General features: G+C 61.3%; 27 protein-coding genes, 1 tRNA gene and 2 pseudogenes. 17 read left to right on the top strand and 13 right to left on the bottom strand.

The features are described from left to right. Nucleotides 1-2 precede the first annotated feature (2 nt). From PSFL_RS24625 to PSFL_RS24595, 7 genes are all read left to right on the top strand, one after another. The gene (locus tag PSFL_RS24625; RefSeq protein ID WP_057439751.1) at nt 3-215 is read left to right on the top strand and encodes a cysteine-rich CWC family protein; all 213 of its coding nucleotides are present in this window, start codon (nt 3-5) and stop codon (nt 213-215) included. Then, nucleotides 215-907 (top strand): 16S rRNA pseudouridine(516) synthase, encoded by a 693-nt coding sequence (locus PSFL_RS24620; protein ID WP_115127581.1) that lies wholly within the window; start codon nt 215-217, stop codon nt 905-907. Before PSFL_RS24625 ends, PSFL_RS24620 begins: the two co-directional genes overlap by 1 nt. A 295-nt stretch (nt 908-1,202) precedes the next feature. Next, nucleotides 1,203-2,087 carry an alpha/beta fold hydrolase gene (locus PSFL_RS24615; RefSeq protein ID WP_115127580.1) on the top strand — a complete coding sequence of 295 codons (885 nt, stop codon included), beginning with the start codon at nt 1,203-1,205 and terminating at the stop codon, nt 2,085-2,087. A 141-nt stretch (nt 2,088-2,228) separates the two neighbouring features. Continuing rightward, nucleotides 2,229-2,302 (top strand) — tRNA-Gly (locus PSFL_RS24610). A gap of 240 nt (nt 2,303-2,542) precedes the next feature. Continuing rightward, on the top strand, nt 2,543-2,725 hold the full coding sequence (locus tag PSFL_RS24605; protein WP_115127579.1) for a type II toxin-antitoxin system HicA family toxin: 183 nt from the start codon (nt 2,543-2,545) through the stop codon (nt 2,723-2,725). A gap of 22 nt (nt 2,726-2,747) precedes the next feature. Further along, the gene (locus tag PSFL_RS24600) at nt 2,748-3,158 is read left to right on the top strand and encodes a type II toxin-antitoxin system HicB family antitoxin (RefSeq protein ID WP_120732022.1); all 411 of its coding nucleotides are present in this window, start codon (nt 2,748-2,750) and stop codon (nt 3,156-3,158) included. 96 nt (nt 3,159-3,254) lie between these two features. Beyond that, nucleotides 3,255-3,755: a methylated-DNA--[protein]-cysteine S-methyltransferase gene (locus PSFL_RS24595; RefSeq protein ID WP_397470601.1), complete on the top strand. Its 501-nt coding sequence runs from the start codon at nt 3,255-3,257 to the stop codon at nt 3,753-3,755. Nucleotides 3,756-3,768: 13 nt separating this feature from the next. Here PSFL_RS24595 and PSFL_RS24590 read toward each other — a convergent pair whose 3' ends face one another. From PSFL_RS24590 to PSFL_RS24575, 4 genes are all read right to left on the bottom strand, one after another. Next, on the bottom strand, nt 3,769-3,915 hold the full coding sequence (locus tag PSFL_RS24590) for a hypothetical protein (RefSeq protein WP_162947704.1): 147 nt from the start codon (nt 3,913-3,915) through the stop codon (nt 3,769-3,771). A 385-nt stretch (nt 3,916-4,300) separates the two neighbouring features. Next, nucleotides 4,301-4,828, bottom strand: a complete 528-nt coding sequence (locus tag PSFL_RS24585; RefSeq protein WP_057439756.1) for a DUF4142 domain-containing protein — start codon at nt 4,826-4,828, stop codon at nt 4,301-4,303. A 118-nt stretch (nt 4,829-4,946) separates the two neighbouring features. Continuing rightward, nucleotides 4,947-5,588: a LysE family translocator gene (locus tag PSFL_RS24580; protein ID WP_057439757.1), complete on the bottom strand. Its 642-nt coding sequence runs from the start codon at nt 5,586-5,588 to the stop codon at nt 4,947-4,949. A gap of 63 nt (nt 5,589-5,651) precedes the next feature. After that, complete coding sequence (locus tag PSFL_RS24575) at nt 5,652-6,569, bottom strand: LysR family transcriptional regulator (protein WP_233096829.1); 918 nt, start codon at nt 6,567-6,569, stop codon at nt 5,652-5,654. 77 nt (nt 6,570-6,646) lie between these two features. Here PSFL_RS24575 and PSFL_RS24570 point away from each other — a divergent pair, with 77 nt between their 5' ends. After that, on the top strand, nt 6,647-7,135 hold the full coding sequence (locus PSFL_RS24570) for a DMT family transporter (RefSeq protein WP_057958768.1): 489 nt from the start codon (nt 6,647-6,649) through the stop codon (nt 7,133-7,135). A gap of 4 nt (nt 7,136-7,139) precedes the next feature. Here PSFL_RS24570 and PSFL_RS24565 read toward each other — a convergent pair whose 3' ends face one another. From PSFL_RS24565 to PSFL_RS24555, 3 genes and pseudogenes are all read right to left on the bottom strand, one after another. Then, on the bottom strand, nt 7,140-7,340 hold the full coding sequence (locus PSFL_RS24565; protein ID WP_233096830.1) for a hypothetical protein: 201 nt from the start codon (nt 7,338-7,340) through the stop codon (nt 7,140-7,142). Further along, nucleotides 7,319-7,615 (bottom strand): annotated as a pseudogene (locus tag PSFL_RS24560) (MFS transporter); the annotation flags it as partial. The gene PSFL_RS24565 and the pseudogene PSFL_RS24560, both read right to left, overlap by 22 nt. A gap of 21 nt (nt 7,616-7,636) precedes the next feature. After that, nucleotides 7,637-8,311 carry an NAD-dependent epimerase/dehydratase family protein gene (locus tag PSFL_RS24555; protein ID WP_057958766.1) on the bottom strand — a complete coding sequence of 225 codons (675 nt, stop codon included), beginning with the start codon at nt 8,309-8,311 and terminating at the stop codon, nt 7,637-7,639. Nucleotides 8,312-8,410: 99 nt separating this feature from the next. Here PSFL_RS24555 and PSFL_RS24550 point away from each other — a divergent pair, with 99 nt between their 5' ends. Next, entirely contained in the window at nt 8,411-9,568 is a 1,158-nt protein-coding gene (locus PSFL_RS24550) for an MFS transporter (RefSeq protein WP_200660305.1), read from the top strand. Here PSFL_RS24550 and yiaY read toward each other — a convergent pair. Continuing rightward, nucleotides 9,565-10,713, bottom strand: a complete 1,149-nt coding sequence (yiaY, locus tag PSFL_RS24545) for an L-threonine dehydrogenase (RefSeq protein WP_057439762.1) — start codon at nt 10,711-10,713, stop codon at nt 9,565-9,567. The two genes, PSFL_RS24550 and yiaY, sit on opposite strands and share 4 nt — an antisense overlap. Before the next feature lie 126 nt (nt 10,714-10,839). Between yiaY and PSFL_RS24540 the strand changes: the two genes are divergently transcribed. Then, nucleotides 10,840-11,856 carry a DUF4917 family protein gene (locus PSFL_RS24540; RefSeq protein WP_397470600.1) on the top strand — a complete coding sequence of 339 codons (1,017 nt, stop codon included), beginning with the start codon at nt 10,840-10,842 and terminating at the stop codon, nt 11,854-11,856. A 122-nt stretch (nt 11,857-11,978) separates the two neighbouring features. On the opposite strand, the gene PSFL_RS24535 is transcribed toward PSFL_RS24540, so the two are convergent. Next, the gene (locus PSFL_RS24535; RefSeq protein ID WP_057439764.1) at nt 11,979-12,506 is read right to left on the bottom strand and encodes a helix-turn-helix domain-containing protein; all 528 of its coding nucleotides are present in this window, start codon (nt 12,504-12,506) and stop codon (nt 11,979-11,981) included. A 157-nt stretch (nt 12,507-12,663) separates the two neighbouring features. Between PSFL_RS24535 and PSFL_RS24530 the strand changes: the two genes are divergently transcribed. The 6 genes and pseudogenes from PSFL_RS24530 to PSFL_RS24505 all read left to right on the top strand — a co-directional run bounded on the left by PSFL_RS24530 (nt 12,664) and on the right by PSFL_RS24505 (nt 19,747). After that, nucleotides 12,664-13,446, top strand: coding sequence for an aldolase (locus tag PSFL_RS24530; RefSeq protein WP_057439765.1), 783 nt, complete (start codon nt 12,664-12,666; stop codon nt 13,444-13,446). A gap of 25 nt (nt 13,447-13,471) precedes the next feature. Further along, nucleotides 13,472-14,359 (top strand): dihydrodipicolinate synthase family protein, encoded by an 888-nt coding sequence (locus PSFL_RS24525; RefSeq protein WP_057958764.1) that lies wholly within the window; start codon nt 13,472-13,474, stop codon nt 14,357-14,359. A 180-nt stretch (nt 14,360-14,539) separates the two neighbouring features. Continuing rightward, nucleotides 14,540-15,078, top strand: a pseudogene (locus PSFL_RS24520) (RNA polymerase sigma factor). After that, on the top strand, nt 15,075-16,043 hold the full coding sequence (locus PSFL_RS24515) for a FecR domain-containing protein (RefSeq protein WP_170059959.1): 969 nt from the start codon (nt 15,075-15,077) through the stop codon (nt 16,041-16,043). Before PSFL_RS24520 ends, PSFL_RS24515 begins: the two are co-directional and overlap by 4 nt. Before the next feature lie 118 nt (nt 16,044-16,161). Beyond that, a complete protein-coding gene (locus PSFL_RS24510; protein WP_198830727.1) occupies nt 16,162-18,729 on the top strand; it encodes a TonB-dependent receptor in 2,568 nt (855 codons plus the stop codon). Nucleotides 18,730-18,847: 118 nt separating this feature from the next. Then, entirely contained in the window at nt 18,848-19,747 is a 900-nt protein-coding gene (locus tag PSFL_RS24505; protein WP_057958761.1) for a DMT family transporter, read from the top strand. 108 nt (nt 19,748-19,855) lie between these two features. On the opposite strand, the gene PSFL_RS24500 is transcribed toward PSFL_RS24505, so the two are convergent. From PSFL_RS24500 to PSFL_RS24485, 4 genes are all read right to left on the bottom strand, one after another. Then, complete coding sequence (locus tag PSFL_RS24500) at nt 19,856-21,073, bottom strand: SAM-dependent methyltransferase (protein WP_115127571.1); 1,218 nt, start codon at nt 21,071-21,073, stop codon at nt 19,856-19,858. 144 nt (nt 21,074-21,217) lie between these two features. After that, nucleotides 21,218-21,835, bottom strand: a complete 618-nt coding sequence (locus PSFL_RS24495) for a TPM domain-containing protein (RefSeq protein ID WP_198818355.1) — start codon at nt 21,833-21,835, stop codon at nt 21,218-21,220. A gap of 28 nt (nt 21,836-21,863) precedes the next feature. After that, the gene (locus tag PSFL_RS24490) at nt 21,864-22,592 is read right to left on the bottom strand and encodes a TPM domain-containing protein (protein WP_397470599.1); all 729 of its coding nucleotides are present in this window, start codon (nt 22,590-22,592) and stop codon (nt 21,864-21,866) included. Further along, nucleotides 22,592-23,200, bottom strand: a complete 609-nt coding sequence (locus PSFL_RS24485) for a LemA family protein (protein ID WP_029297013.1) — start codon at nt 23,198-23,200, stop codon at nt 22,592-22,594. The genes PSFL_RS24490 and PSFL_RS24485 overlap by 1 nt, the downstream gene beginning before the upstream one ends. 255 nt (nt 23,201-23,455) lie before the next feature. Here PSFL_RS24485 and bglX point away from each other — a divergent pair, with 255 nt between their 5' ends. Then, nucleotides 23,456-25,747: a beta-glucosidase BglX gene (gene bglX, locus PSFL_RS24480; protein WP_057439773.1), complete on the top strand. Its 2,292-nt coding sequence runs from the start codon at nt 23,456-23,458 to the stop codon at nt 25,745-25,747. Nucleotides 25,748-25,863 lie beyond the last annotated feature (116 nt).

Below are 25,863 nucleotides of genomic sequence, written 5' to 3'. Positions count from 1 at the left end.
CGATGAACACTCCCACACTTTGCCCGGCCTGCGGCGCTCGCAACGATTGCACCCTGGCCGACCCGCGCACCGCTGACCGTGCCTGCTGGTGCTACAGCGTCACCATCGATCCCAAGGTGCTCGAAGCCCTGCCGATGGAGCTGCGCAACAAGGCCTGCCTGTGCCCGCGCTGTGCCCAGGTCGACGCACAACTGCGCGCAGCCGAGCCCCGGTAATGCGTATCGACCGATTCCTCAGTAACCTGCCCCGCTTCAATCGCCAGCAAGTGCGCTTACTGCTGGCGGAGCGACGGATTCAAGTCGATGGGCTGCCGGTTGCCGACCCCCACCATGAAGTGCGCGAGTTCAGCAGCGTGGAATGTGATGGCGAGATCCTGCAGGTGGGGAAACCCGCGCGCTACTTCATGCTGCACAAGCCGCCAGGCTGCGTCAGTGCCACCGTCGACCCACAACACCCCACCGTCCTCGACCTGCTGGATGAGCCGGACAAGGGCGACCTGCATATCGCCGGCCGCCTGGACTTCAACACCACCGGCCTGCTGCTGATCACCAATGATGGCCAGTGGTCCCGGCGCCTGACCCAGCCCAGGACCAAGCTGCCCAAGGTCTACTACGTGGAGACCGAACAGGCGATTGGCCCGCAGTACGCCGCAACGTTCAGTGCCGGCCTGTACTTCGCCTTCGAAGACCTGACCACCCAACCGGCCGACCTGCAAGTGTTGAGCCCCAAAAGTGCGCGCCTGAGCATCATTGAAGGGCGTTATCACCAGGTCAAGCGCATGTTCGGGCACTTCGACAACAAGGTGACGCGCCTGCATCGCGAACGCATGGGCCCGCTGGTGCTGGATGAACAACTCGCCCCCGGCCAATATCGGCCGCTGACAGAAGCTGAAATCCGCCAGATATGACCGTTCAGCCGGTGATCGGCAAAAGCCCAGGGTCAAACGTGCGACCTGGCCCGCCTCCTGCTTAAATCAAACCGCCAGCCGCAATCTGACTGGCGAGTCACCCGACCTCCAAGAAACACATTGCCGGCCCGTACCGCTTGACGTAGGGGCCCAGGCAAGTTGCCCGCCATAACAACACCCGTCGGCCAGCCTCATCGAACCGACATGGGCCTCCCTTCCAGGCGTATGCCTACCTGTCACAAAGCTCGTGCAGAGTGATCTGCGCGCATCACCCGCTTGCCAGGAGTCTTACGACATGAGGCCAGAAATCGCTGTGCTGGATATACAGGGTCAGTATCGGGTTTACACGGAGTTCTATCGCGCGGACGCTGCTCAAAAGACCATCATCCTGGTCAACGGCTCCATGGCCACCACCGCGTCGTTCGCCCAGACCGTGAAAAGCCTGCATCCGCAATTCAATGTGGTTTTGTACGATCAGCCCTACGCCGGTCGTTCCAAAGCCCACAACCGCCATGAGCAAATGCTGACGAAGGACATTGAGGGCCAGATCCTTCTGGAACTCATCGAACACTTCGCCGCCGAGCATGTGCTGTCGTTTTCCTGGGGCGGTGTCGCCACGCTCGTCGCCCTGTCCCAGCGTCCCCGGCGCGTGGAGAAAGCCGTGATCAGCTCCTTCTCCCCAGTGATCAACGCACCGATGCGCGACTACCTGGAACGTGGCGTCGACTACCTCGGCACCCTCGACCGTCACAGCGTCGGCAACCTGGTCAACAGCACCATCGGCAAACACCTGCCGCCACTGTTCAAGCGCTTCAACTATCGACACGTCAGCACCCTGGCCGAGCACGAGTACGGGCAGATGCACTACCACATCAGCCAGGTGCTCAATAGCGACCGCCAGTGCTACCTCAAGGCCGCACGGCAGATCGACATTCCGGTTCTGTTCTTGAATGGCGAGTGGGACGAATACACCAGTGCCGAGGATGCCCGGCTGTTTGGGCAACATGTAGCGAACAGCAGCTTCGGCACCATCCAGGCCACCGGGCACTTTCTGGACATGGAGCACAAGGCCGCGTGCAATGACAGTCGGCAGGCATTGATGGGCTTTTTGAAACCGGAACAGTCGGTGAGTCGACTGCGGCATCACCAGGGCCAGGCCCTGCATGCGTTTGCGATTTGAAAGCAAGGCCCTGGGCAGGGACGGCGCAGCGTTTCTGCCTGGGGTGGGCTCAAAGCATCCGCTGACGCTCGCAACTTGCACATTTTTCAAAGAAAAACTTCAAATCGCCGCGCACTTCTGGTACAAAGTCAGCCGCTCTGAGCGGGTATAGTTTAGTGGCAAAACGAAAGCTTCCCAAGCTTTAGTTGAGGGTTCGATTCCCTCTACCCGCTCCACTCAGATTGTCCTCCCCCATCAGCTTGACCTTGATGGAGGATGAATAAAAAACCGGCTCCTGAAGCCGGTTTTTTTGTGCCTGGGATTTATCAGTAAAACCCCGCAATACCTTCATCCAGCAGCCTCGCCCCGCCCCCATAAACTTCTTGCACCGCCTGCCCTCTTTTGTTGGTGGGTAGAGTATTGATAATTTTTATTTAGTAGTTATAGTCACCACCAACACACCACAAGGAGGTGATGTGGATAGCCGATATTTGATAGGCCATATCGTGGCTGATGGCTGGTACCTGGTGCGCGTCAGGGGCAGCCATCATCATTTTAAACACCCTGCCAAGCCTGGGCTGGTGACCATTCCCCACCCCAAGAAGCATCTGTTGGACAAGACCGCCAAGAGCATCTTGAAACAAGCTCTGCTCGCTTGAAGCGTACCTGGAGGACAAGAACATGCTGTATCCGATTGCAATTTCAACCGGCGACGATCACCACGCCTGGGGCGTAGAAGTCCCTGACATCCCTGGCTGCTTCTCTGCCGGTGATGACCTGGACGACGCCATGGCCATGGCACGGGAAGCCATAGAAGGCCATTTTGAGCTGCTGGCCGAAGAGGGCGCGCCCATTCCCAGCGCACAAAAGGTCACGCTGCACGCAGCCAACCCCCTGTACGCCGGCTGTACCTGGGCGGTGGTGGATATTGATGTAACCAAGTACCTGGGCAAGGCGCAAAAACTCAACATCACGCTGCCTGGCTACTTGCTCAACCGCATTGATGAGTACGTGCTGCACCACCCGGAAGAAAAAAGCCGTTCGGGGTTCCTGGCATCGGCAGCGCTGAAGGTGCTGCAACAGGAGCGATAACATCGCCGAATTTGAGCGCAAGAAACGTAGTTCAACTACCCGCGACGAGCGCTAAAGTGCAGGCGATAAACGATCCACTCAACAAGGAGCCCGCTTATGCCGTGTGAATGCAAACTCATGCCCTCCCCCGTCGGCCAACTGACCCTGGTTGCCCGCAACGGCAAGCTCGCCGCCATCTTGTGGGAGGCCGAGCGCGCCAACCGTGTGCGCCTGGGCGAGCTGGTGGAAGTCAACCACAGCGCGGTGCTGCTGGAGGCCGAGCGGCAGTTGAACGAGTATTTTGCCGGCACCCGCGAGTGCTTCGAGCTGGAACTGGACTTTGACGGCACCGAGTTCCAGAAAAAAGTCTGGGGTGCGCTGCTGACTATTCCCTTCGGTGAAACCCGCAGCTACAGCCAGATCGCCCAACAGATCGGCAACCCCAAGGCTGTACGCGCGGTGGGGGCGGCAAACGGGCGCAATCCTATTTCGATCGTCGCGCCCTGCCATCGGGTGATTGGTGCTGCGGGCGGCCTCACCGGGTTTGCCGGCGGGCTTGAAGCCAAGCAGTACTTGCTGACCCTCGAGGATAGCGAAGCCACAAGGTCGTTGTTCTGACAACCACCTAACGCTAGGGCTGATCAGCCTTGGAGTCCTTCATTTGCACCGAGGATTTGCTGCCGTCGGTGTTGTCCTGGGTTTCATTGTCAGAGCTGTCGAAACAGCCTTGCAACAGCACCAGGCAGCAGGCCAGGCAGAGAGTACGAGAGAGGCTCATGATCGCGCTTCCATTCAACGGGGTGATGAAACAGTGACCAGCCTGCACAAGCAGGGTTCGATGCCTGCACCCCGCACCTGCCCAACGGTTGCACGGCCCGACCGAATTCATGCAGGTCAACAATTGTAAAAAGAAATTTCAGCGTGCCGCCACGGTCAGTACTTTCATCAGCACTTACCTGGAGCATCGCCATGAAGCCTCGATGGCCTGGACTTCAAAGCCCTGGAAAAACTGCGCAGCGAATACCGTACCTTGGGCGAGCGCCATACCGTCAGCCTCGGCGGCGACGGCACAGCGGCGGACCCAGGCAAGACCGACCTGAACCAGGCGTAAAAAAACGGCGGTTGGATCAGCTCCAACCGCCGTTTCCTGGCAAAGCCCGCGATCAACCGTCGCTGTTGCGGCTCTTGCTGTAGGACGAAGCCAGCGCCCGGGCTTTTTCCAGGCGGGTTTCCAGCTTGGGCAGGGTTTCGTCGACCAATGCCTTTATCTCAGGGATATCCGAAGCAGCACCTTCCTGCTTGAACAACGCGATTGCATCTTCGTTGGCCTTGACCTGCTGAGCCGTGTAGGCGGCGTCAAAGGAGTCGCCATCGGTCAGCTCAGGCATCAAGGTTTCAGCCTTGTCGACGATCTGGTCGCGAGGCGCCACCGGCAAGTCGAGTTTTTTCGCAATGGCCGCCAAATGTTGATTGGCCAGGGTGCGTTCGTTGATGACCTCGATGGTGTAGTCCTTGATTTCCTGAGACGAGGTCTTGGCGTGGGCCATGCGGCTGGTTTCGATATCGGCCATGCCCTTGGCCGAGGCTTGCTCGATAAATTCGGCGGGGCCTTGGGCAAAAGCATTGCTGGCGCCGAGGCCCAGCAGCATCGCGAAAGTGGCGGTGCGTAACCGGATAGCCATGCGGCTCATGATGGGTTCCTCCAGGTAATAAATACATGCCGGGGAACGAGCCCCGCCCTGAATCTGAATTTTCAGGGCGGCAAAGGTTTAGAAAAAACTTGCTGGTGCGACGAACGGTCGTCGGTACTCAGGACGTTTTACTGCCCAGCAAGCCCGGCAACGCATGGGCCAGGGCATTGATCGCGAAGCCGATAAACATCACCCCGCACAGCTTGGTGATCAACACTTCATGACGCTGATACACCGTACGCACCTGCCGCGCACCCACGACGCCGATGAGGATCCCGTAAGCCAGCAGGCCGCCTACAAAGCTCAGGACAATCAACCACGGCAGCATGCTCCAGGTCAGCAGCTCGGCCCGGCTCGACAGGAGTGCGGTGAACGTGGCCACGGCCACCGGATAGGCCTTGGGGTTGGTCAGGCCAAACAGAATGCCGTGCCAGAACGGTTGGCGCGCCGCCCCCTGAGGCGCGTCCCCGCTGCGGTTGCGGGTGCGAATGGCACGGATGCCAAGCCAGAACAGGTAAAGGGCACTGAGCACACCCAGCACATCAAACGCGCTGCTACCGATCTCCCGGGCGCCGACAATCGCCACCAACGCGGTACTGCACCACAGCACATCGCCCAGCAAATGCCCGCACAGAAAACCCGCGCCGGCCCGACGGCCGCGTGCCGCACCAATGCCAAATACCGCCAGCACCCCGGGGCCCGGCGTGATGCCATAGATAAAGCCCGAGGCGATGACGGCAAACAGCAATGATGAAGTCATGGGTAACACGCTCAGAAAAGAGGGGGCGCGTCGATTGTGCACAATCCACCGGGCACTGCAATGCTAGGCCGCACGTTTGGCCAACACGTCTTGCACTTGGGTGATCAACCACTGCAAGGCGCCATCCCCCGCGCGGCGTTTATGCCAGGCCAGTACAAAACCGAAGGATGGGATATGAAACGGCGGCGGCACCACCAGCAAGTGCCGCGAGTCGATGTTCAGCAGCCCTTGGGAGGACACGGTAAGGATCAGGTCGGTGCCCTGGATCAACTGCGGCGCGATACCCCAATGCGGCAGGCTGATCGCCACGTGCCGTCGCTCGCGGATCGCGGTCAGCGCCCGCTCGATTTCCGGGGTGCCGCTGCCGCGCATTTCCAGTAGCACATGGGGCCGTGCCAGGTAGGTCGGCAGGTCGAGCCCGCCGTCGGCGGGCAAGCTGTCGCGGTCCACCAGGCAGGCGTAGTGCTCTTCGAATAACGGCGTGCTGCGCAACTCGGCCGGCAGGTCGGGAAACACGCCGGCGGCCAGGTCGATCTCCCCACTGAGCACCCCTTCCTGCATGCCTTCGCGACTGGCGTGGGTGATGGCCAAGTCAATCCCCGGCGCCTGCTCGCGCAGCGCCCGCACCAGCCCGGGCAACAAGAGAGCCGCGCCGTAATCGGACATGGCCAGGCGAAAGGTGCGCCTGGCCGACGCCGGATCAAAACGGTTCGGCGCCAGCAACGACTGGACCTGGACCAAGGCATCAGCCAGCGGCGCCGCCAGTTCCAGCGCGCGAGCGGTGGCGACCAGGCCGCCGCCTTGGCGCACCAGCAACGGGTCGCCCAACAAATCACGCAAGCGCCCCAGCGCATGGCTGACCGCCGGCTGGCTCAGGTGCAGGCGCTCGGCAGCGCGGGTGACGTGCTGCTCGCTGAGCAACGCGTCGAGGATCACCAGTAGGTTGAGGTCAACACGGCGCAGATCATTCATGGCATGCATGTTCGGCATAAGAACTTGGAATTTAAATCTGCGCGACGAATACCGTAGAGTCCAGTAAAACCTTTTGGAGATTGATCATGACCACGTTGCATTGGCTGGGCTTGTTACTGCTGGCGGTGATTGCCGGGGCGGTGGTGCCGTTTCAAAGCGCAATCAACGCCAACCTCGGGCGCGGCCTCGGGCATCCGTTGTGGGCGACCCTGGCCTCGCTGCTGGTGAGTATTCTGGTGTTATTGCCGGTGATCCTGGCGTTACGGCTGCCGCTGCCAAGCCTCGGCTTTATCACCAAGGCGCCGCTATGGATGTGGACCGGCGGCGCATTCGGCGTGTGCTTTATCTCCCTGGCCCTGGTCCTGCTGCCCAAGCTCGGGGCCTCGGGGTTTATCGCCCTGGCCATGGCCGGGCAAATCCTCGCGTCATTGTTGCTCGACCACTTCGGCCTGTTTGGTCTGGTGGAGCGGCAACTGACCGCCCCCCGCTTGCTTGGGGTTTTGATGTTGATTGGCGGGGTGGTGTTGATTCAGTTCAGCAGCGCGCCAGCCAAGGCATTGGCTGGCGTGAGCTGAGTCGTCAGCGCTTGTCGGAGGTGCGCAACTTATGCGGCAAGCCCCACAGCAGCAGCGCCGCCGCAATCAATGCACACACGCCAATCACATACAGCGCCGGGGTCGTGCTGCCCGTGATGTCCTTGATGCGCCCGACCATTACCGGGCTGACGATGCCACCGAGTTGGCCCAACGTATTGATCAGCGCAATGCATAGAACTGCCACTCGGCCGTCACAAACACCATCGCGGCCGTCGCCAGCCCCCAGGACACCATGATCCGGGCAATCCAACGCCGGGCGCCGACCTTGTACAACATCATGTTGCTCGGGACTTCGAAGATCACATACCCGATCACAAACAGCCCCGCGCCCAAACCCTAGGCGGTGTTGCTCAAACCCAGGTCAGCCTGCAACTGGAACTTGGCGAAGCTGATATTGATGCGATCAAAAAAGGCAAACAGATAACACACCATGATCAACGGCATCAGGCGCCAGGCGACGGATCAGGCTTTTCGAGAGCATTACAAACGCTCGGCAGCCAGGCGATGGATCTGCGCAGGCTCAATCACCGCTTGCGGAGCGCCATGCCGGACCACCGCGAGCATCGCCCGGCCCACGGTCTCGGTACTCACCACCCAGGCTGGCCGCATGCGCCGGACCAGGGACAGCAGCGGCCCGATCAGGTTGTAGATCGTCTGGTAGAGCGCGGTTTTCGAACGCACGCCATGCAGCGGCTGAATGATCCCCGGCCGGAACAGATACACCGCCTTGAACGGCAGGCGCAGCAAGGCGTTCTCGGTCTTGCCCTTGACCCGCGCCCACATCACCTTGCCCTGCTCGGAACTGTCGGTGCCGGCACCGGACACGTACACAAACGTCATCTGCGGATTGAGCCGCGCCAGGGTACTGGCGGCGACCAGGGTCAGGTCGTAGGTCTGCCGGGTGTAGGTGGCTTCATCCACGCCCACCGACGACACCCCCAGGCAAAACAGACAGGCATCAAAGCCCTGCAGCAAATGCTCCAGGGGCTGGAAGTCGAACATATCGGCATGCAACACCTGGTGCAGCTTGCCATGCGCCTGGGTCAACGCCGTGCGCCCCACCGCCACCACTTCCTGCACATCAGCGGCCAGCAGACACTCACGCAACACGCCCTGGCCGACCATGCCGGTGGCGCCGAATAGCAGAACTCTCATCAGGGAGGCCTCAGTGGCAAGTTTCAAGCTAAAGACAAATACACTAACAGCTTGTAGCTTTGCGCCTGAAATTTAGCGTTCAGAAAGGAACTCGCCCCCTTGAAGAGCACCACAACCCTCGCCATTGCCTGCTGCACCGCCTTCCTGTCCCAGGTTGGCATCAGCATTTACCTTCCCGCAGTCCCGGCCATTTCCCAAGCGCTGCAGGCCCTGGAGGCTCAAGCTTCGCTCGCCTTGGCGGTGTATCTGGTAGGCATGGCGCTGCCTATGCTGCTGTGGGGCAGCCTGGGTGAGCGCCTGGGCAGGAAGCCGGTATTGCTGGCGGCATTGGCCCTGTATGCAGTGGCCAGTGCGGCCATCCCCTTGGCTCACAACATCGAGACGTTTCTGTCGCTACGGTTTGCCCAGGGCCTGGGCGCCGGTGGCGTTTCGGTGATGGCTCGGGTGTTGGTGCGTGACAGTTTCAGCGGTGCATTGTTGGCCAAGGGGCTGTCGTGGCTGGGCATGACCTTCGTGATCGCCCTGGGCATCGGCCAGTTCATTGGCTCGGTATTGCAGGTGGCGTTTGGTTGGGAGGCGATCTTCTATGGCCTGGCGTTGGCGGCAATCGGGCTGATTGGCGTACTGCAAGGAGTGGCGTTCCCGGCGCGGATGAAAGCCGATGGACAGGTTTCTGCGTGGCGTATCTACCACATGATTTTGCAACACCCGGCGTTTCTCCGAGCGGCGTTGGCGGGCGGATTGGGGTATGGCGTGATCATTGCGTTCAACACCTGCGCTCCGCTGATTCTGCAGGGTCGCTTCGAGTGGACTGCCGCGCAGTACGGGCTGCTCGGCTGGCCGATCAGCGCGGCCTATCTGGCGGGCGCACTGATGGTCAATCGCTGGGTTGCCCGCAGCGGGCGCCTGCCGATGATGACATGGGGTGTGACATTGGTGATGGGCGGCAGCTCGGTGATGTTGCTCGCTGGCTGGTTCGCCAGCGATTGGGCCTGGCTGCTGTGGCTGCCATATTGCGTGGCGGTGTTCGGGCAGTCGATGAGTTACCCCATCAGTCTGTCCTTGGCCAACGATCATTCTCCGATAAGCGGCTCGTACGCCATGGCCCTAAGTGGCTTTTTGCACCAGTTGCTGGCGGCGCTGATAGGGGGTGTGGCCAGCTTGCTGGTCAGTCAGCAAGTGTGGCCATTGGCGGCGCTATGTGTAGCTCTGGCGGGCGGCGCACTGTGGTGCGTCGCCCGTTCCAGGGCGGATTAAAACGCGCTACGGAAAATCTCCTCAATCTGGCGCTGGTCCGCCCGCCGTGGGTTGGTCAGGCCGCACGCGTCCTTAAGGGCGTTGGTGGCCAGCAGCGGGATGTCCTGCAGCTTGGCGCCCAGCTCACGCAGGCCGGCCGGGATATCGACGTCCTGGGACAGGCAGCGGATCGCCGCGATGGCCGCCTGGGCGCCCTCTTCCGGGCTGGCGTGTTTGTTATCCACCCCAAGGGCGCGGCCGACGTCGCTCAGGCGCGCCGCGCTGACACTGGCGTTGAAGCTTTGCACGTGGGGCAACAGCACCGCGTTGCATACGCCGTGGGGCAAGTCGTAGAGGCCGCCCAACTGGTGGGCCATGGCGTGGACAAACCCCAGGGAGGCGTTGTTGAAGGCCATGCCGGCGAGAAACTGCGCGTAGGCCATGTTTTCCCGGGCCGCCATATCGCTGCCGTCGCGCACGGCCAGGCGCAGGTTGGCGCTGATCAGCTCGATAGCCTTGATCGCGCACGCGTCGGTGATCGGGTTGGCGGCCGTGGACACATAGGCTTCGATGGCGTGGGTCAGCGCGTCCATGCCGGTGGCGGCGGTCAGGCCCTTGGGCATGGCGACCATCAGTGCAGGATCGTTGACCGACAGCAGCGGCGTGACGTTGCGGTCGACGATGGCCATTTTCACGTGGCGGGTTTCGTCGGTGATGATGCAGAAACGGGTCATTTCGCTGGCGGTGCCGGCGGTGGTGTTGATCGCCACCAGAGGCAGCTGTGGCTTGCTCGATTGGTCGACACCTTCGTAGTCGCCGATATGCCCGCCATTGGTGGCACACAGGGCAATGCCCTTGGCGCAGTCATGGGGCGAGCCGCCGCCCAGCGACACCACGAAATCGCAGGCACTTTGCTGCAACAACGCCAGGCCGTTCTCGACGTTCTCCACATTGGGGTTGGGCTTGGCGCCGTCGTAAATCACTGAGTCGATGTCCTGCATTGCCAGTTTCTCGGCAATCATCCTGGCCACGCCCGCCTTGGCCAGGCCGGCGTCGGTGACAATCAGGGCTTTGCGAAAACCGTAGTTGCGGATCGCGTTCATGGCTTCGTCGAGGCAGTCGATGCCCATGATGTTGACGGCGGGAATGAAGAACGTGCTGCTCATGATGAATCCTCGGGGATGCGTTGATTCCTACAGCATCAACCTCACCCGCCTGCGGCATCTTGACCAAGATCAACGCCCGCCCGTGATAAAGTCACCGCCCAGCCGTTTTTGAGTAGACCCGCCGCAATGAAGGATTTCCAGGATATCGACGCCACCCTTGAAGACTGGAACGCACTGCGCAACAGCATCGCCTTCGACGCCATCCTGATCGGCAACGGCGCCAGTCGCACAGTATGGGAAGACTTTGCCTACGACTCGCTGTTTGAAAACGCACGCACCGTGGAAGAAAAGCCCTTGAGCGCTTCCGAACTGAGCGTGTTTGACGCGATGCAGACCCGCAGCTTCGAGCAGGTGCTGGGCGCCCTGAAAACCACCAGCCGCGTCAACAAGGCCCTGGCCGTCAGCTCCGCCGCGCCGCGCAATCGCTACTACGCGATCAAGGAAGCGCTGATCAATACCGTCCACACCGTGCATATCCCGTGGCGCCTGGTACAGCCGTCGACCCTGGTGACCATCAATCAGGAACTGGCGAGCTACAAGACAGTGTTCACCAGCAATTACGACCTGCTCAATTACTGGTCGATCCTGCATACGCCGGGTATCGACGACCTGTTTCGCGGCGCCGAATCACGCTTTGACTTACGCGATACCGCAACCACCGCGACGCGCATTCTGTACCTGCACGGCGGCCTGCACCTGGTACGCAACCTGGATGGTTCGGCGCGCAAGCTGGCCTCCACCGACAGCACGTTGCTGAGCAGCTTTGCGATCAACAACACGATCAAGACCCTCGACGATGTGCCGCTGTTTATCAACGAAGGCCCCAGCAGCGAAAAGCTCAAGAGCATTCGCAGCTCGGATTACCTGTCGTTCTGCTATGAGCAATTGCTGGGACAGGAAGGTGCGTTGTGCCTGTTCGGCCATCACCTGAGCGAACAGGATGGGCACTTGGTGGAGGCAATTCGCCGGTCGAAGATCAAGACCCTGGCGATCTCGGTGTTTGGCCGCAGCGACGGGTTTATCCAACAGCAGAAACGCCGGTTTGCCGCACTGTTTGAGGGGATGGAAGTGGAGCTCAGGTTCTTTGCGGCACGCAGCCATGCACTCGGCAACCCAGCCCTGGCGGTACCTGTCGAACACTGATCGGGTTAACGAAGGCGATCAAATGTAGCAGCCGGTTTGCCTGCGATGGCGGTGTATCAGCCACACCGCTATCGCAGGCAAGCCAGTTCCCACATTGACCGAGTTCCAACACAGCGTTGGCGTTATTCCTCGGCGCTGTGCACCACCACCAGCAACTGCGCCTGCACCTCGCCCACCGAGCGAATCCGATGGGGCTTTTGCGCGTTGAAGTGCAATGCATCGCCACGCTCCAACAGCACCCGTTCGGTCATGAAGTCCACTTCCACCCGGCCTTCATGCACAAACAGAAACTCTTCCCCCAAATGCTCCTTGAAGGTCTTGTCGCTGAATTCTGCCGGCGGATAAATGATGAACGGCAGCAGGCTGCGCTCGCTGACCTGATGGGCCAGTACTGCATAACCCGGCGCGGTCTCGGGCCGCTCGTGGCTGCGCACCAGGCTGTAGCTGTCAAGGCTGACGCTGTCTTCGCTGAACAGTTCCTCGACCTTGACGTTCAACGCCTTGGCCAGTTTCAGCGCGGCGGCAATCGACGGGGTGTTCAAGCCGCGCTCGACCTTGGACAGGTAACTCTTGGTCATCCCGGATTTTTCGGCCAATGCCTCCAGGGTGACGCCGAGTTTTTTTCTCAATAGTTTCAAACGGATAGACATGCGCAGCGATTAATCCAAGCAGAATGCGATGATTATTGCTTGCCAATGACACGAAGTGTCATATAGCCTCTTTAGTGTCATTTGCAGAACCCAACGACCTTGCGAGCAGCGGGAACCAGCAAATCGACGTCCATTGAACCACCCAAAGGACACCGATATGGCCAAGACATTAGCACTCCCGAAAGAACAACTGGTCAAGCAAGCGCTGACCCAGATGCAAAGTACCCTGGCGGATAATACGTGGACCGACCGGCAAAAGCTGGCCCTGACCTGCCGTATTCTGTTCGAGAACGGCCACGACTCGGGCCTGGCCGGGCAGATTACTGCCCGTGGCCCACAGCCTGGCACCTACTACACCCAGCAACTGGGCCTGGGTTTCGATGAAATCACCGCCAGCAACCTGCTGCTGGTCAACGAAGACCTGGAAGTGTTGGAAGGCCACGGCATGCCCAACCCGGCCAACCGTTTTCACAGCTGGGTGTACCGTGGCCGGCCGGATGTGAACTGCATCATCCACACCCACCCCACCCACATCGCCGCGCTGTCGATGCTCGAAGTACCGCTGCAGGTGTCGCACATGGACCTGTGCCCGCTGTATGAAGACTGCGCGTTCCTCGAAGCCTGGCCGGGTGTGCCGGTGGGTAACGAAGAAGGCGAAATCATCACCCAAGCCCTGGGCGACAAGCGCGCCATCCTGCTGTCGCACCACGGGCAGCTGTCCACCGGAAGCACCATCGAAGAAGCCTGCGTGATCGCGCAATTGATCGAACGGGCGGCCAAGTTGCAATTGCTGGCCATGGCCGCCGGGACCATCAAGCCGATCCTGCCGCAGTTGGGACGCGAGGCCCATGACTGGATCTCCAAGCCCAAGCGCCACGGCGCCGCGTTCAACTACTACGCTCGGCAGAACCTGCGTCAACACGCCGATTGCCTGAACTGAAGCCTTTTTCGACCGGAGATATTCCATGTCCAGCCCTACTATTCACGGCATCATCGGCTACACCATCACCCCGTTCAGCGCCGACGGCAGCACCGTTGACCTCGACGCCCTGGGCCAATCCATCGACCGCTTGATCGACAGCGGCGTCCACGCCATTGCCCCGTTGGGCAGCACCGGTGAAGGCGCTTACCTGAGCGACGCCGAGTGGGACGACGTCAGCGCCTACAGCATTCAAAAGGTCGCCAAGCGCGTGCCGACCATCGTCAGCGTATCCGACCTGACCACCGCCAAGGCCGTGCGCCGCGCACGCTTTGCCGAAGCCGAAGGCGCCGATGTGGTGATGGTGCTGCCGACGTCGTACTGGAAGCTCAGTGAGGCGCAGATCCTTGCGCACTACGCGGCCATCGGCGACAGCGTCGGCGTGCCGATCATGCTCTACAACAACCCGGCCACCAGCGGCACGGATATGTCGGTGGAGCTGATCCTGCGTATCGTCCACAGCGTCGACAACGTGACGATGGTCAAGGAGAGCACCGGCGATATCCAGCGCATGCACCAGCTGTACCGCCAGAGCGAAGGCCAGGTGCCGTTCTACAACGGCTGCAACCCACTGGCCCTGGAAGCGTTCGCCGCCGGTGCCAAGGGTTGGTGCACGGCTGCACCGAACCTGATCCCGCAACTCAACCTGGACCTGTACCAGGCGATACTGGCCAATGACCTGAACCAGGCGCGGGAGCTGTTCTATCGGCAGTTGCCGGTGCTGGACTTCATCCTCAAGGGCGGCTTGCCAGCGACGATCAAGGCCGGCTTACGCCTGACCGGGCTGGAGGTGGGTGATCCACGGTTACCGGTGTTCCCACTGGACATGGCGGGTCAGGCGCAGTTGCAGAAGCTGCTGACCTCATTGAGCTAAAACATCCCCCTGTAGGAGCGGGCTTGCCCGCGATAGCGGTGGACCAGACACACCGCCATCGCGGGCAAGCCCGCTCCCACAGGGGAATGTATGCATCGCTAAATTTACGGAGACAAATAGCAATAATTCTCGATATCATTCGCGACTTTTCTGCAGCGTGCTGCGTCAAGAAGGATATCCATGCCTCGTTTCAATCCCGACCCGCTGTCGGCCGATGCCTTTCGCGGGTTCTATGCAGATATCCTGCATTACCTGCGTAAACGCACGGACAATGCCAGCGACGCGGCGGACATGACCCAGGATGTCTTTACCCAATGGCTGGACTACCGCGACCGAGCCAAGGTCGAGCAGCCACGGGCCTTTCTGTTTCAGATGGCGCGCAACCTGTTGCGCGACCATTGGCGCAAACAGAAGGTGCGCCACGGCGTCCATCACGAGCAGGCCGAACGGGATGCCGAACCTGTCAGCGACGAGCAAAACGATCCCCTGGCCGCCGCCCAACGCCTCCAACGCCTGGAACAGTTGAAAGAAGTCCTCGCCGAACTCTCGCCCCGCAGGCGAGAAGCCCTTATGCTGCACCGCTTCGAAGGCCTGAGCCAGGCGCAGATCGCCGAACGCATGGGTATTTCGATCAGCATGGTGGAAAAGCACATCGCCTTTGCCCTGCTGCACTGCAAGCAGCGACTTCAAAAAGACCGGGCAAGGAGCAGCCAGAATGACCCGCTTGAGTAACCGCGACAGCCACAACATTGATGAGCACGACTGCATCGATGCCCAGGCTGCCAGTTGGTTTGCGCGCAATCGCAACGAAGGCAACACGCAGGAGCGCAAGGCCTTCGCCGCCTGGCATGCCGTGCCGGCCCATGCGCGCGCCTACGCCGAATTCGAACAGCTGTGGGCCGACCTCGGCGAGTTGCAGCAACTGAACAAACCCGTGCCCTTGCCCGCCCGCAAACCCGCGCCCTGGCGCCCCGCCCTGGCGGTGGCAGCCGCGCTGGTCTGCGCCTTGCTCGCCAGCAACCTCGGGGCCCCGCGCGGGCTGTATCACACCGACATCGCGGCGCAGGACAAAGGCATGCGCACCTTGGACCTGCCGGACGGCAGCACCTTGTACGTCAATGCCAGCACGCAGTTGCGGGTGGACTTCGATGCCCATCGCCGTGTGATCCATCTGGACCGGGGCCAGTTGTACCTGGAGGTGGCACCCGACAAGGAGCGGCCGCTGTTCGTGCGCGCAGGCGAGGCCGATGTGCGGGTGGTGGGCACCGCTTTTGATGTGCGCCGCGGCCAGCAGCAGCTGGTGGTCAGCGTAGCCCACGGGATGGTCGCCTTCGCCCCCGACCAGAAAGCCAGCGCCGTTATGCTCGGCGCCCAGCAGCGGGCGACCTACAGCTACGCCAAGGGCTCCGTGCAGCAGCAAACCGTGGCCGCTGGCGAAGTCGCCGACTGGCGCAGCGGGCACCTGTCCTTTCGCAACCGCGAACTGGCCAGCCTGCTGGATGAGTTGAGTCTGTACCGGCCCAAGGCCGTGGTGTTGGCCGATGGCGCGGTGGCGCGGTTGAAGGTTTCTGGCAATCTCGACGTGAATGACCCGGACGCGCTGATCAGTGCCCTGCCGGCCCTGTTGCCGGTGAAAACCGTGGCCCTGGGCGATGGCAAGATCCGTATCGAAGCGCGCAAGTAACACCACTTGAGAATATTTTGCATTCGCATGTGAGGATTTTTTTTCCTGCCGCGTCTTCCTCCGGTCTGCGTTTGATACGCATGCCTTTTTTGGCTATTTAGCCGCTTTGGGGGATTTCATGTTTCGCGCGCCTTGCCTTGCCCAGCACCTGTTTGTTCGACCGACACTGATCGCCGCCTGCCTGGCCGTCAGCCTCACGGCCCAGGCCGAGTCGTTCACCCTGCAACTGCCGGCCCAACCCTTGGCCACGTCCCTGAGCCAGGTGGCGCAACAAGCAAAAATCCAGCTGCTGTTCGATGAAGACCTGCTGAAAAATATCCAGGCGCCCGCGCTCAACGGCGACTTCACCCCCGAAGTGGCGATCCGCACCCTGCTCAATACCGGCGCGTTCACCCTGATCAAAGTGGGCAACACCTATGTCGTGCGCCCCGAAGAAAGCCGCACCACCAACAGCGCCAGCTTACAACTGGACGCCTTGAGCGTGATCGGCACCGGTAACCAGGTCGACGCCAGCACCGTCGGCCGCTCCACCCTGTCCCAGGCCGATATCGACCGCCTGCAGCCCAACAACATCGCCAGCCTGGTGCAGACGCTGCCGGGGGTGACCATGGGCGGCTCGATGAAACCGGGCGGGCAGATCATCAACATTCGCGGCATGGGCGAGGCCGAAGACGTGCCGATGACCGTCGATGGCGCCACCAAAAGCGGATTCGAGCGCTATCAGCAAGGCACCATCTTTATCGAGCCCGAGATGATCAAGAACGTCGAGGTGGAAAAAGGCCCGCACTCGGCCTTCACCGGTAACGGCGGGTTTGGCGGCACGGTCAATATGGTCACCAAAGATGCACCGGACCTGCTCAAGGACGGGCGCAACAGCGGTGCGATGCTCAAATACGGGTATGCCAGCAACGACCACGAACAGGTCTACACCGGCGCCGTGTATGGCCGCACCGAGGACGGGCGCATCGACGCCCTGGCCTACCTGACCCAACGCGACGGCGGCGATTTGAAGCTGGCCGCTGCGCGCGACTACGACAGCAAGCGCTACCCGATCAACCCGCAGCGCCTGCCCAACAGCGCCCAGGATGTGGACGGTCAACTGTTCAAACTGAACATGTACCTCACCGATGAACACAGCCTCGGTTTCTCCTACTCCCGGGCCAACAGCGAACGCTGGACGCCCTTCTCGTCCAGAAGCTACCCATCGCCACCGCTGCAGAAAGATATCGATCTCTATGGCTACGATGCTGCCGTAAGACGGTACCTGGCCAACCGCCACACCGTCGATACCACGTGGTCGGGCAAGTACGAATACCACCCCCTGGACAACCCGCTGATCGACATAAAGCTCAGCTACTCGGAGTCCAACACCGACCAGACCGACGAGCGCGACGCCACGGCCGTTGTCGGCTTGTCCACCGGCGGGCGCAAGATGGACACCGCCTACACCGACAAGATTCTGGAGCTGCGCAACATCAGCCGCTTCAACACCGGCCCGCTGGACCATGCCCTGACCACCGGGGTGCAGATCCGCAAGCACATCCGCGATACCGACAGCTGGATGCCCGGCGCCAAGTACGACACGCCTGAGTACAACTACGGGCATTTCCAGCCGGCGTTCATGCCCCACGGCAAGGTCGACACCAACGCGTTCTACATCCAGGACGCGGTCACCCTGGGCGACGTGACTATCACCCCATCCCTGCGTTATGACCACGTGCTCAACCGTGGCAAAGCCAACGATGCGCCGTACTACAGCAACCCCGATCCGGCCTACGGCCATGACTACGGCGACCGCACCTATGCCGGCTGGTCTCCGCGCCTGGCGGTGTTCTGGAAAGTCACCCCGGACGTGGTGATGTTCGCCAACTGGAGCCGCACCTGGCGCGCACCGGTGATCGACGAGCAATACGAAGTCCAGGGCCTGGGCAGCCGCACCTCCACCAGCCGCAACCTCGACCCGGAACGCATCACCGCCATTACCGTGGGTAACGTCACCAGCTTCGCCAACGTGATCGCCAGCGGCGACAGCCTGCAACTGCGCAGCACGTTGTTCCACAACAAGATCGAGGACGAGATCTTCAAGGCCACCGGCCTGGGCTGCGCGCAACAGAACTACATCAAAGGTTCCATCGCCGAGGTCTGCACCGATATGGCGTCGAAGACCAACTACCGCAACGTCGGCAGCATGACCATCAAGGGCTTCGAGCTTGAGGGCTACTACGACTCGACTTATCTGTTCGGCTCCCTGAGTTACTCGTGGGCCACCGGCAAACGCGAAAACCCCTACACCAACCCATGGGCGACCGACATCCACGTCTGGGCCCGGGATATTCCACCGGCCAAGTGGGTTGCCGTGCTGGGCACCAAGATTCCGGCCTGGGACGCTCAGGTGGGTTGGCAAGGTCAGTTCGTGCGCAAGACCGATCGCCTGCCCAGCGACAAATACTCAGGCGGCCTGAACAGCGGCTTCGGCGACAGCTTCTACGACCAGTACCCCAACGCCAGCTACGACACCCAGGGCCTGTTCGCCAAATGGACGCCGCAACAGGCGTACCTCAAGGGCACCGAAGTCAACTTCACCGTCGACAACCTGTTCAACCGCAGCTACATGCCAGCCTTGAGCGGCGACAGCGCCACCAGCGTCGGGCGCAACGCCAAGATCAGCGTGACGCGGTTCTTCTAACCCCAGCGCCTGCAGGAACTGTACGGTTCAATCTGCAACCAGCTGTAAGCCCGCATCCTGCGGGCTTTGTGGCTAGATGGGCATCAACCTCTAGCCCATTTGAATCCGGTCGCGCCCCATGAACTCCCGCGAAAACACCGGCATGGCCCTCGGCCTGCTCGGCGTCGTTATCTTCAGCCTGACCCTGCCCTTCACCCGCATCGTGGTGCAGGAAATCCATCCGCTGCTCAACGGCCTGGGCCGCGCGCTGTTCGCGGCGGTGCCGGCGGCCTTGCTGTTGCTGTGGCGCCGCGAAGCCTGGCCGACCTGGCGCCAGGTGCGCGGCCTGACGCTGGTGATTGCCGGGGTGATCCTTGGTTTCCCAGTGCTGTCGGCCTGGGCCATGCAAACCCTGCCGGCCTCCCATGGCGCCCTGGTCAACGGCCTGCAACCGCTGTGCGTGGCGCTGTATGCGGCGTGGTTGTCCCATGAGCGTCCGTCCAAGGCCTTCTGGGCCTGCGCGGCGCTGGGCAGTGCGTTGGTGCTCGGGTATGCATTGATCAGCGGTGCCGGCAGCATCCAGGCCGGCGACTTGTTGATGCTCGGGGCGATTGCCGTGGGTGGCCTGGGTTATGCCGAAGGCGGCCGACTGGCCAAGGAAATGGGCGGCTGGCAGGTGATCTGCTGGGCGCTGGTGCTGTCGACGCCGCTATTGATCGGGCCGGTGACGTACCTGGCGCTGCAACACGACGGCGCAATCTCGGCGCGCACCTGGTGGGCATTTGGCTACGTCTCGTTGTTCTCGCAGTTCCTGGGGTTCTTTGCCTGGTACGCCGGGCTGGCCATGGGCGGCATTGCGCGGGTCAGCCAGATCCAACTGCTGCAGATCTTTTTCACCATCGCCTTTTCCGCACTGTTTTTTGGCGAACACATCGAACCGATTACCTGGCTGTTTGCCTGCGGGGTAATCGTGACGGTGATGCTGGGCCGCAAGACCGCCGTGCAGCCGGCACCCTCTCCCAAGGTAAATGCAATCTAATGTGGGAGGAGGCTTGCCCGCGATAGCGGTGTATCAGGCGCCAGATAGGTTGACTGACACTCCGTCATCGCGGGCAAGCCCGCTCCCACATTTTGATCCGCGCACTCTTCAGGATAGGTAGCCGTCAGCGCGCAGCAAGGTTTCCAGGCAGTGCTCACTGATCTGATAAAACGCCTTCAATTCCCGGATCTTCTCCAGCAACTGCGTGTTATCCGCAGGCTCCGCACGCTTGACCGCCAAAATCATCTTGTTCTTGTTGGTGTGGTCCAGGGAGATGAACTCAAAGACCTTGGTCTCATACCCACAGGCTTCCAGGAACAAGGCGCGCAAGCTGTCGGTGACCATTTCTGCCTGCTGGCCCAGGTGCAGGCCGTATTGCAGCATCGGTTTGAGCAGCGCCGGGCTCTGGATCTGCAAGCGGATCTGTTTGTGGCAGCACGGCGAGCACATGATGATCGACGCCCCGGAGCGGATGCCGGTGTGGATTGCGTAGTCGGTGGCGATGTCGCAGGCATGCAGGGCGATCATCACGTCCAGCTCGCTGGGCGCCACGCTGCGCACGTCACCGCACTTGAACACCAGCCCCGGGTGGTCCAGGCGGGCGGCGGCGTTGTTGCACAGGGTCACCATGTCTTCGCGCAACTCCACACCCGTCACCTGGCCTTCGGCCTTGAGGGTGTTGCGCAGGTAGTCGTGGATGGCGAAGGTCAGGTAGCCCTTGCCCGAACCAAAGTCCGCGACACGTACCGGCCGGTCCAGTTGCAAGGGGGATGAGGTCAGCGCATGGCTGAACACTTCGATGAACTTGTTGATCTGCTTCCACTTGCGCGACATCGCCGGGATCAGCTCGTGCTTGGCGTTGGTCACGCCCAGGTCGGCGAGAAATGGCCGGCTGAGGTCAAGGAAGCGGTTTTTCTCGCGGTTGTGCTCGGCCGACGGCGCCTCACGCAGTTGCTGGGGCTTGCTTTTGAACAGCGAGCTTTTGTTCTTCTTGCTGTATTCCAGCTGTGCCTCATCGGTCAACGCCAGCAGGTGCGCGTTCTTGAACGAGGCCGGCAGCAGCTCGGCAATCATCGCGACCCCATCGGCCAGGGCGAAGTTCTTGGTGATGTCACGGGTCTTGTAGCGATAGACAAAGGACAGGCAGGCCTGCTCCTTGACCGTCACTGGCTTGATGATCAGGCGCTGCAGGTCCGCCTCGTCGCCCACATACTTGGCCAGCACCAGCTTGATAAAGGCGTTCTGCTCAAGGCTTGCGCGCAGCAGTTCGATGAACTGGGCGTGATGGTCCGGCGCGGGGCTGGCAGGTTTAGCGGTGACAGACATGAACAAAAACGCCTCGGGCTGGGAATGCCGGGCATTTTAGGGGGGATGGGGGCTCAGGGCACGGAGTTATTTGCCCAACGGTCAGCGCAATTCAAAATGTCGCTTGTGTAGGAGCCAGCTCCCACACAAGCCAGCTCCCACAGGTTATTTCAGGACGACCAAGCGGTTGGGCAGTTCATTGCGCGTGTGCGTCTGCGGCACATGCACCTTGAGCAGTTCGCCACAGGCCTCAATGCACGTGATAAACCCGCTCAACGTCTGCCCCTGTTTCACCTGCTGGGTAAACGTCTTGACGATGGCATCCCAACTGCTGTCATCCAGCCGTGTGGAAATGCCGTCATCCACCAGGATCTCCACGTAACGCTCGGCCTCGCTGACAAAAATCAACACTCCGGTGCTACCCAGGGTGTGGTGCAGGTTTTGCTCCAGGAACTGCCGGCGTGCCAGGTTTGACGCACGCCAATGCCGTACCGATCGCGGGATCAAGCGGGTGGTGATGGCCGGCAGACGGAACACCAGGCACAGCACAATGAAGGTCGCCCATTGCGCCAGCAACAAGGTGTGCATGGTCAGCCAGCCCGACAGGTAATGCACGATCCCCGGCACCACCAACGCCACCACACTGGCCCACAACAGCGGGATATAGGCGTAGTCGTCGGCGCGGGCGGCGAGTACGGTCACCAGTTCGGCATCGGTCTGTTGCTCGACCCTGGCAATCGCTTCGGCCACCTGGCGCTGCTCGTGTTCTGTCAGTAAAGCCATGGTTGTAGATGCTCTTTAGTTATTGTCATTACCAGCCACCCGAAGCCCCGCCGCCGCCAAAACCACCGCCGCCGCCCCGGAAACCGCCGCCTCCACCACCGCCACCGCCACGCCCGCTGCTGCTGCTGAGAATCGCCAGCAGGATGGCGCCCACCGGCAGCCCCATGCGGTTGCACAGCCACAGTACCACCAGCAACAGGATGAACAGACCGATGGAAAATACCGGGTTGTCCTTGGCGAAATTGGGATCCGCCACATGGGCCGGCACGGCCAACGGCTCACCGCCAACCACCTGGATCATGGCGGCCACGCCGTCGCTGATGCCCTGGGTGAAATTGCCCGCCTTGAACTTGGGCGCGATCACCTGGTTGATGATCACCCACGACTGCGCATCGGTGAGCACGCCTTCCAGGCCGTAGCCCACTTCGATGCGCAACTGACGCTCGTCCCGGGCCACGATCAACAGCGCGCCGTTGTCCTTGCCCTTCTGGCCGATGCCCCAGTGCCGGCCCAGTTGATAACCGAAGTCTTCAATGGGCAGGCCTTGCAGGTCGGGCACCGTGACGACCACTATCTGGTCGCCACGGGTTTGCTCCAGCGCCTGCAATTGCTGGTTCAGTTGCGTGCGCACCGCCGGGTCAATCATCTGCGCGTTGTCGACCACCCGCCCGGTCAGCGCCGGAAAGTCCGGGGCCGCCTGGGCAGTCAGGCTAAAGGCCAGCAGCAGCGCCGCCAGCCACCAAGCACGCCGGGTCATCAGAATTTCACTTGCGGCGCTTTATCGGCATCGGCACTGGTGGCCTCGAAGTTGGCGCGTACTGGCAAGTCGCTGTACATCACGCTGTGCCACAGGCGGCCAGGGAAGGTACGGATCTCGGTGTTGAAGGCCTGCACCGCGGCGATAAAGTCACGACGGGCCACGCTGATGCGGTTTTCGGTGCCTTCAAGCTGGGATTGCAGGGCCAGGAAGTTCTGGTTGGCCTTGAGGTCCGGATAGCGCTCGGACACCACCATCAGGCGGCTGAGGGCTCCGCTCAGGCCTTCCTGGGCCTGCTGGAACTGCTTGAGTTTTTCCGGGTTGTCGAGGGTGCTGGCATCGACCTGGATCGAGGTGGCCTTGGCCCGCGCTTCGATCACGGCGGTGAGCGTGTCCTGCTCATGGGCCGCATAGCCCTTGACCACTTCCACCAGGTTGGGGATCAGGTCGGCACGCCGTTGATACTGGTTCTGCACCTGGGCCCAGGCCGCCTTGACCTGTTCGTCCAGGGTCGGGATCTTGTTGATGCCGCAACCGCTCAGCACGCTGCTGATCAGTAGCAGGGCGGCGGCTTTCCAGCCCCATCGAATAGTCTGTGCTGCTTGCATGGTGTGTCTCCTGACCAACCTTATGGAATTTGACGACTGACCCTATACATCACGCGCTTGGGGCATAATCCGCCACTACTGGATTACAGCGAGCCAATCAGCTAAAAGATGCCCTTCTTTATGGATAGTTCATAAAGAGCTGAGAAGTGTGCGGTATTTATCCACACAACACCCGAACAACAATAGTCGCTCCCCACATTTTGGCCGAGCAGTGTTTTACCTGAACGCTGCGCAGTACGCCGAAAAAGGATATTCATGAAAAAGCTGTGTTTGCTGGGCCTTGTTGCCACTCTGGCCAGTCACTCCGTCGTTGCCGAGACCAAGCCCGCTGCGCTTAAAGACAAGGACGCGTTCGTCAGCGACCTGCTCCGGCAGATGACCCTGGATGAAAAGATCGGCCAGTTGCGCCTGATCAGCATCGGCCCGGAAATGCCCCGCGAGATGATCCGCAAGGAAATCGCCGCCGGGCGCATTGGTGGCACGTTCAACTCCATCACCCGCCCGGAAAACCGTCCGATGCAGGACGCGGCCATGCGCAGCCGCTTGAAGATCCCGATGTTCTTCGCCTATGACGTGATCCACGGCCACCGCACCATTTTCCCGATCAGCCTGGCCCTGGCCTCGAGCTGGGACATGGACGCCATCGGCCGCTCCGGGCGCATTGCCGCCAAGGAAGCCGCCGCCGACAGCCTCGACATCACCTTCGCGCCGATGGTCGATATTTCCCGCGACGCGCGCTGGGGTCGGACCTCCGAAGGTTTTGGCGAAGACACCTACCTGGTGTCGCGCATCAGCGAAGTGATGGTCAAGGCCTTCCAGGGCCCGAGCCCGGCCCAGGCCGACAGCATCATGGCCAGCGTCAAGCACTTCGCCCTGTACGGTGCAGTGGAAGGCGGTCGCGACTACAACGTGGTCGACATGAGCCCGGTCAAGATGTACCAGGACTACCTGCCGCCCTACCACGCCGCCATCAAGGCCGGCGCTGGCGGCGTGATGGTGGCGCTGAACTCGATCAACGGCGTGCCTGCTACCGCCAACACCTGGCTGATGAACGACCTGCTGCGCAAGGAGTGGGGCTTCAAGGGCCTGACCGTGAGCGACCACGGCGCGATCTTCGAGCTGATCAAGCACGGCGTGGCCAAGGACGGTCGCGAAGCGGCCAAGCTGGCGATCAAGGCCGGCATCGACATGAGCATGAACGACCAGCTCTACGGCAAGGAATTGCCAGGGCTGCTCAAGTCCGGCGAGATCGAGCAGAGCGACATCGACAACGCCGTACGTGAAGTGCTCGGTGCCAAGTACGACATGGGCCTGTTTGCCGACCCGTACCTGCGTATCGGCAAGGCCGAGGATGATCCGGCCGACACCTATGCCGAAAGCCGCCTGCACCGCAGCGAAGCGCGCGATATCGCGCGGCGCAGCCTGGTGTTGCTGAAAAACCAGAACGACACCCTGCCGCTGAAGAAATCCGCGACCATCGCCCTGGTCGGCCCGCTGGCCAAGGCCCCCATCGACATGATGGGCAGTTGGGCCGCCGCCGGTAAGCCCGCGCAATCGGTAACCCTGCTGGACGGCATGAACGCGGTGATCGGCGAAAAGGGCAAGCTGATCTACGCCCGTGGCGCCAACATCACCAGCGACAAGGCGGTGGTGGACTACCTGAACTTCCTCAACTTCGATGCCCCGGAAGTGGTGGATGACCCGCGCTCGGCCCAGGTGCTGATTGACGAAGCGGTCAAGGCCGCGAAAAACGCCGATGTGGTGGTAGCTGCAGTGGGTGAATCCCGTGGCATGTCCCACGAATCATCGAGCCGTACCGACCTGAACATCCCGCAAAGCCAGCGCGACCTGATCAAGGCCCTGAAAGCCACGGGCAAGCCGCTGGTGCTGGTGTTGATGAACGGCCGACCACTGTCGATCCTCGAAGAGCACCAGCAAGCCGACGCGATCCTGGAAACCTGGTTCGCCGGCACCGAAGGCGGCAACGCGATTGCCGACGTGCTGTTTGGTGACTACAACCCGTCGGGCAAGCTGCCGATCACCTTCCCACGCTCCGTGGGGCAGATTCCGACCTACTACAACCACCTGACCATTGGCCGGCCGTTCACCCCGGGCAAACCGGGCAACTACACCTCACAGTACTTCGACGACACCACAGGCCCCCTGTACCCGTTCGGTTATGGCCTGAGCTACACCCGCTTCAGCCTGTCGGACATGGCGCTGTCGTCCACCACCCTGAACAAGACCGGCAAGCTCGACGCCAGCGTCACCCTGAAAAACACCGGCAAAGTTGACGGTGAAACCGTGGTGCAGTTGTACATTCAGGACGTGGCTGGCTCGATGATCCGCCCGATCAAGGAGCTGAAGAACTTCCAGAAGATCCTGCTCAAGGCCGGCGAATCGAAGGTGGTGCACTTCAGCATTACCGAGGATGACTTGAAGTTCTACAACACCCAGCTCAAGTTCGCCGCCGAACCTGGCCAGTTCAATGTGCAGATCGGCCTGGACTCCCAGGATGTGCAGCAGCAGAGCTTTGAACTGCTCTGACTTGAAGCTGTAAACACGGTCAATGTAGGAGCTGGCTTGCCTGCGATGGCAGCACCTCGGTGTAACTGATAGACCGAGGTGCCTGCATCGCAGGCAAGCCAGCTCCTACAGTTGAT

It is taken from the genome of Pseudomonas sp. DD1, from assembly GCF_044510355.1.
GTDB lineage: Bacteria > Pseudomonadota > Gammaproteobacteria > Pseudomonadales > Pseudomonadaceae > Aquipseudomonas > Aquipseudomonas shahriarae.
The sequence above is the reverse complement of the archived record's forward strand: the minus strand, read 5'-3'. Positions and strand labels throughout refer to the sequence as shown.

Excerpts from the sequence above, each read along its gene's own strand:
- PSFL_RS24625 (WP_057439751.1), top strand. The coding sequence starts at position 3 with ATGAACACTCCCACACTTTGCCCGGCCTGCGGCGCTCGCAACGATTGC.
- PSFL_RS24620 (WP_115127581.1), top strand. The coding sequence starts at position 215 with ATGCGTATCGACCGATTCCTCAGTAACCTGCCCCGCTTCAATCGCCAG.
- PSFL_RS24615 (WP_115127580.1), top strand. The coding sequence starts at position 1,203 with ATGAGGCCAGAAATCGCTGTGCTGGATATACAGGGTCAGTATCGGGTT.
- PSFL_RS24600 (WP_120732022.1), top strand. The coding sequence starts at position 2,748 with ATGCTGTATCCGATTGCAATTTCAACCGGCGACGATCACCACGCCTGG.
- PSFL_RS24595 (WP_397470601.1), top strand. The coding sequence starts at position 3,255 with ATGCCGTGTGAATGCAAACTCATGCCCTCCCCCGTCGGCCAACTGACC.
- PSFL_RS24590 (WP_162947704.1), bottom strand. The coding sequence starts at position 3,915 with ATGAGCCTCTCTCGTACTCTCTGCCTGGCCTGCTGCCTGGTGCTGTTG.
- PSFL_RS24585 (WP_057439756.1), bottom strand. The coding sequence starts at position 4,828 with ATGAGCCGCATGGCTATCCGGTTACGCACCGCCACTTTCGCGATGCTG.
- PSFL_RS24580 (WP_057439757.1), bottom strand. The coding sequence starts at position 5,588 with ATGACTTCATCATTGCTGTTTGCCGTCATCGCCTCGGGCTTTATCTAT.
- PSFL_RS24575 (WP_233096829.1), bottom strand. The coding sequence starts at position 6,569 with ATGCATGCCATGAATGATCTGCGCCGTGTTGACCTCAACCTACTGGTG.
- PSFL_RS24570 (WP_057958768.1), top strand. The coding sequence starts at position 6,647 with ATGACCACGTTGCATTGGCTGGGCTTGTTACTGCTGGCGGTGATTGCC.
- PSFL_RS24555 (WP_057958766.1), bottom strand. The coding sequence starts at position 8,311 with ATGAGAGTTCTGCTATTCGGCGCCACCGGCATGGTCGGCCAGGGCGTG.
- yiaY (WP_057439762.1), bottom strand. The coding sequence starts at position 10,713 with ATGAGCAGCACGTTCTTCATTCCCGCCGTCAACATCATGGGCATCGAC.
- PSFL_RS24540 (WP_397470600.1), top strand. The coding sequence starts at position 10,840 with ATGAAGGATTTCCAGGATATCGACGCCACCCTTGAAGACTGGAACGCA.
- PSFL_RS24535 (WP_057439764.1), bottom strand. The coding sequence starts at position 12,506 with ATGTCTATCCGTTTGAAACTATTGAGAAAAAAACTCGGCGTCACCCTG.
- PSFL_RS24530 (WP_057439765.1), top strand. The coding sequence starts at position 12,664 with ATGGCCAAGACATTAGCACTCCCGAAAGAACAACTGGTCAAGCAAGCG.
- PSFL_RS24525 (WP_057958764.1), top strand. The coding sequence starts at position 13,472 with ATGTCCAGCCCTACTATTCACGGCATCATCGGCTACACCATCACCCCG.
- PSFL_RS24515 (WP_170059959.1), top strand. The coding sequence starts at position 15,075 with ATGACCCGCTTGAGTAACCGCGACAGCCACAACATTGATGAGCACGAC.
- PSFL_RS24510 (WP_198830727.1), top strand. The coding sequence starts at position 16,162 with ATGTTTCGCGCGCCTTGCCTTGCCCAGCACCTGTTTGTTCGACCGACA.
- PSFL_RS24505 (WP_057958761.1), top strand. The coding sequence starts at position 18,848 with ATGAACTCCCGCGAAAACACCGGCATGGCCCTCGGCCTGCTCGGCGTC.
- PSFL_RS24500 (WP_115127571.1), bottom strand. The coding sequence starts at position 21,073 with ATGTCTGTCACCGCTAAACCTGCCAGCCCCGCGCCGGACCATCACGCC.
- PSFL_RS24495 (WP_198818355.1), bottom strand. The coding sequence starts at position 21,835 with ATGGCTTTACTGACAGAACACGAGCAGCGCCAGGTGGCCGAAGCGATT.
- PSFL_RS24490 (WP_397470599.1), bottom strand. The coding sequence starts at position 22,592 with ATGACCCGGCGTGCTTGGTGGCTGGCGGCGCTGCTGCTGGCCTTTAGC.
- PSFL_RS24485 (WP_029297013.1), bottom strand. The coding sequence starts at position 23,200 with ATGCAAGCAGCACAGACTATTCGATGGGGCTGGAAAGCCGCCGCCCTG.
- bglX (WP_057439773.1), top strand. The coding sequence starts at position 23,456 with ATGAAAAAGCTGTGTTTGCTGGGCCTTGTTGCCACTCTGGCCAGTCAC.